Origin of the sequence: Kineococcus vitellinus, assembly GCF_009906315.1 — a bacterium.
In the GTDB taxonomy this organism is placed as follows: domain Bacteria; phylum Actinomycetota; class Actinomycetes; order Actinomycetales; family Kineococcaceae; genus Kineococcus; species Kineococcus vitellinus.
Map to the genome: position 1 here is coordinate 1 of NZ_JAAALL010000345.1, position 4,190 is coordinate 4,190.

The following is a 4,190-nucleotide window of genomic DNA, read 5'->3' on the forward strand; positions in this document are numbered from 1 at the left end:
CCGCCACCTCCGGCTTCACCGGCCGCGCGGCGCGCTCGCGCCTGCAGCTGTGGGCCGACGCCGTCGCCCGCGGCCTGGCCACGCCCGAGGCGGAGCTGCCGGCGCACGCGCCGCGCGGGGACGGGCCGCCGCCGCCGCGCACCTGGGCCGCCAAGGACCCGCTGGCCGCGACGATCGAGGAGTCCGGCAGCAGCCGGCCGGGGGAGGTGTCGCGGCGGCGGGCCTCGGCGTCGCGGGCCTGCCACAGCTCGCGCACGACGGCGAGCTGGCGGCGCGAGCGGACGGCGTGCAGGCCGGAGACCCGGCGCCACGGCTCGGCCGGCGGCGGGGGCGGTTCCGCGGCGGCGACCGCGGCGAACTCCTGCAGCGCCCACTCCAGCTTGCCGTCCGCGGCCAGGCGCTCGGCGAGGGCGTCGCGCAGCGCGACGAGCACCTCCACGTCGAGGGCGGCGTAGGTCAGCCACGGCTCGGGCAGCGGCCGCGTCGACCAGTCGACGGCCGAGTGCTCCTTGGCCAGGCGCAGCCCCAGCAGCTCCTCGACGACGGCGCCCAGGCCCACGCGGGGCAGGCCGGCGATGCGCGAGCCGAGCTCGGTGTCGAACAGCCGCGTCGGGCGCATGCCCAGCTCCGCCAGGCAGGGCAGGTCCTGGTTGGCGGCGTGCAGGACCCACTCCACGTCGCCGAGGACCTCGCCGAGGCTGGAGAGGTCCGGCAGCGCCGCGGGGTCGACCAGGGCCGTGCCGGCGCCCTCGCGGCGCAGCTGCACGAGGAAGGCGCGCTGGCCGTAGCGGTACCCGGAGGCGCGCTCGGCGTCGACGGCCACCGGTCCGCTCCCGGCCGCGAACGCCTCGACGGTGCGGGCCAGCGCGGCCTCGTCGGCCACGACCGGCGGCAGGCCCTCGGCCGGCGCCGACAGCAGGGGCAGCTCGGGCTGCTCCGGCTCGGTCGGCGCGTCGGTCACCGCTCCACCGTACGGGACGGCGGTGGCCGGGTGACCGGCCGGTCGGCCCGCGCGCGACCACCGCGCGCGGGCGGTGGTCACTGGATGACGCCGGCCCGCAGGGTGATGGCGACCATCTCGGCGCGGTCGCCGGTGCCCAGCTTGCGCGCGATGCGGGCCAGGTGGCTCTTGACCGTCAGGGCGGACAGGCCCAGCAGGGCGCCGGTGTCCTTGTTGGAGCGCCCGTCGGCCACGTGCTGCAGCACCTCGACCTCGCGCTCGGAGAGCGAGTCGACGCCCGCCTCCCCGCCGCGGCCCTCGAAGCCCACGCCCTCGGGGCGGGTGGTGACGAGGTAGCAGCGCACCCCGGCCGCGACCGCACCGCGCACGGCGAACGGGTCGGCGTTGCTGGAGAGCACGACGCAGCGGTTCCAGCCCGCCGCGCGCAGCTCGGAGACGAGCTGGGCGCCGGAGCCGTCCGGCAGGCCGGCGTCGGCGATGAACAGGGCGCGCGGGCCGGTGCGGGCCATGGCGCGGGCCTGCGCGACGCTGGTGGCGTGCTCGACGTTGACGGCGCCGAGCATGCGCAGCGTGCGCGTCACCGACTCGCGGACCACGGGGTCCGCGACGGCGACCAGGGCCGCGAAGCGGCCGAGACGGGAGGGAACAGCCATCCCGGGGCGTTCGACGAGCGCAGTCACCGTCGTCCTCCTGCAGGCGTGGGGCGCCCGCCTGGTGCGGAGCGCCTGGGTGTGTCTGAGGAGTGATCGGCTCCCGCGGGGTCGGCCTTGACCTCCACGTGCTGCTCCGGTGGGGTGATGGACCACCACCGGCTGTGACGCGGGTCTCAGTACTGCCGCCGCCCGAGGGGCACGACGCCCTCGGGCAGCGGCGGCAGCCCCGCCACGGTGCACAGCAGCTCGCCCCACGCGTGCAGGTGCGCGGCGGTGGCCTCGGGGTCCTCCGGCGTCCACACCGGCGTCCAGGAGGCCCGCAGCTCCACGTCCACCGACGGCGGGCGGTCCGCGAGCGCGCCGTGGCCCTCGGAGAGCACGCGGGTCACGGTGCCGCCGACGCCGGTGGCGCGGGCGCCGCTGGCGCGCAGGCCGTCCTCCAGCCACGACCAGCCGACGTGGCCGAGCATCGGGTCCGCGCCCAGCTCGGCCTCCAGGTCCGCGCGCACGTAGGTGACGATGCGGAACTCCCCGCCCCACTCCGGCGGCGCGGAGGGGTCGTGCAGCAGGATGAAGCGGCCGGTCGCCAGCTCCTCGCCGTCGACGAGGACGTCGCCGGCCAGCGCGAGCGCGAACGGCGCGATGCGCGCCGGCGGGGGCACCTCGGTGAGCGAGACCTCCGCGCGCAGCCGGACCTCCCGCACCGCGGACACCGCGGCGGCGAAGGCGGGGGGCGCACCGGTGCTGCCCGGTGGACGGCTGGCGTTCACGGCGGGGAGCCTGGCACGGGCGCCGCGCACCGGGCGCGAGCCACGCCGCGCGCCGCGCGACCGCGACCATCCCGTGATCGGGCGCCGCGGGCGCCTCGTGGGAGCATCGGCGGGTGCCGCTCGAGAACGCCCCCTACCTGCACGTCGCCCGGGGGGAGGTGGCCCGGGGCGCCGCCCCCTCGCGCACGCCCGTGTGGTTCATGCGCCAGGCCGGCCGGTCGCTGCCGGAGTACCGCAGGGTGCGCGAGGGCACCACGATGCTCGAGAGCTGCCGCCGCCCCGAGCTCGTCACCGAGATCACCCTGCAGCCGGTGCGCCGCTACGACGTCGACGCGGCCGTCTTCTACTCCGACATCGTCGTGCCGCTGGAGGCCGCCGGCGTCGGCGTCGAGATCGTGCCCGGCACCGGGCCCGTCATCGCCGAGCCCATCCGCACCCGCGCCGACCTCGACCGGCTGCCCGAGCTGCACCTGGACCAGCTGGCCCACGTCAGCGAGGCGGTGCGCCTGACGACGGCCGAGCTGGCCGGCATCGGCGGCGGCGTGCCGCTCATCGGCTTCGCCGGCGCCCCCTTCACGCTGGCCAGCTACCTCGTGGAGGGCGGCCCCTCGCGCGACCTGCTGCGCACCAAGGCGCTCATGCACGCCGACCCGCAGCTGTGGCACGACCTCGCCGGCCGCCTGGCGCAGATCACCGGCACGTTCCTGCGCGCGCAGGTGCTCGCCGGCGCCTCGGCGGTCCAGCTGTTCGACTCCTGGGTCGGCTCCGTGCCGCTGGCCGACTACGAGCGCCTGGTGGCCCCGCACTCGGCCGCGGCGCTCGCGGCCGTCGGCGACCTCGGCGTGCCGCGCACCCACTTCGGCACCGGCACCGGCGAGCTGCTGGGGGCGATGGCCGCCGTCGACGGCGGGGTGGACGTGCTGGGCGTGGACTTCCGGGTGCCGCTGGACGTGGGCGCCGCGCGCGGGCGGGCGGGGGCCGGGCGGCCCGTGGCCGTGCAGGGCAACCTCGACCCGGCGATGCTCTTCGCGCCCTGGGAGGTGCTGCGCGCCGACCTGCACCGCGTCCTCGCCGAGGGCGAGCGCGCCGGCGGCGGGCACGTGGTCAACCTCGGTCACGGCGTGCCGCCGTCGGCCGACCCCGACGTGCTGGCCCGGGTGGTGCAGGAGGTCCACGCGTGGCGCCGCTGAGCGGTGCGCGCCCGCGCGTCGTCGTCGTGGGCGGCGGGGTCTCCGGGCTGACCGCCGCCTTCCACCTGGCCGGGGCCGGCTGCGCCGTGCAGGTGCTGGAGGCCGCCGCCGAGGTGGGGGGCGTGCTGCAGCGCCGCGAGGTCGGCGGCGTCGTCGTCGACCTCGGCGCGGAGTCGCTGCTGGCCCGCCGCCCCGAGGCCGTCGACCTCGTGCGCGCCGCCGGGCTCGGCGACGACCTCGTGCACCCGGCGACCGCCCGGGCCGCGGTGCGCGCCGGCGGCGGCCTGCACCCGCTGCCCGCCGGCACCCTCATGGGGGTGCCCGGCTCGGCCGATCAGGTCGCCGGGCTGCTCGCCCCCGCCGACGTGGAGCGGGTGCGCGCCGAGGAGGACCTGCCCGCCCCCGCCCTGCACGAGGACGTGGCGGTGGCGGACTACGTCGCCGGCCGCGTCGGGCGGGCCGTCGTCGACCTGCTCGTCGAGCCGCTGCTGGGCGGGGTCTACGCCGGGCACGCCGGGCGGCTGTCGCTGCGGGCCACCGTGCCGGCGCTGTGGCGGCACGCCGAGCGCGGCGCGCACGGCCCGCCCGCGACGCGCCCGTCTTCGCCGGCGTCGAC

General features: G+C 78.7%; 5 protein-coding genes. 2 read left to right on the top strand and 3 right to left on the bottom strand.

What is annotated here, in order from left to right; all coding sequences use genetic code 11:
• The 3 genes from GTQ99_RS20490 to GTQ99_RS20500 form a co-directional block, all read right to left on the bottom strand.
• Positions 1-961: HRDC domain-containing protein (locus GTQ99_RS20490; protein WP_166617552.1), on the bottom strand; the 961-nt coding region annotated here is incomplete at its 3' end.
• 77 nt (positions 962-1,038) lie between these two features.
• Entirely contained in the window at positions 1,039-1,641 is a 603-nt protein-coding gene (locus GTQ99_RS20495; protein WP_166617553.1) for a LuxR C-terminal-related transcriptional regulator, read from the bottom strand.
• 146 nt (positions 1,642-1,787) lie between these two features.
• Positions 1,788-2,384, bottom strand: coding sequence for a DUF3000 family protein (locus GTQ99_RS20500; protein ID WP_166617554.1), 597 nt, complete (start codon positions 2,382-2,384; stop codon positions 1,788-1,790).
• A gap of 113 nt (positions 2,385-2,497) precedes the next feature.
• Between GTQ99_RS20500 and hemE the strand changes: the two genes are divergently transcribed.
• A complete protein-coding gene (hemE, locus tag GTQ99_RS20505) occupies positions 2,498-3,574 on the top strand; it encodes a uroporphyrinogen decarboxylase (RefSeq protein WP_166617555.1) in 1,077 nt (358 codons plus the stop codon).
• Positions 3,562-4,190, top strand: a 629-nt coding sequence (locus tag GTQ99_RS20510) for an FAD-dependent oxidoreductase (RefSeq protein ID WP_338075156.1), incomplete at its 3' end; no start/stop codon positions are given. The genes hemE and GTQ99_RS20510, both read left to right, overlap by 13 nt.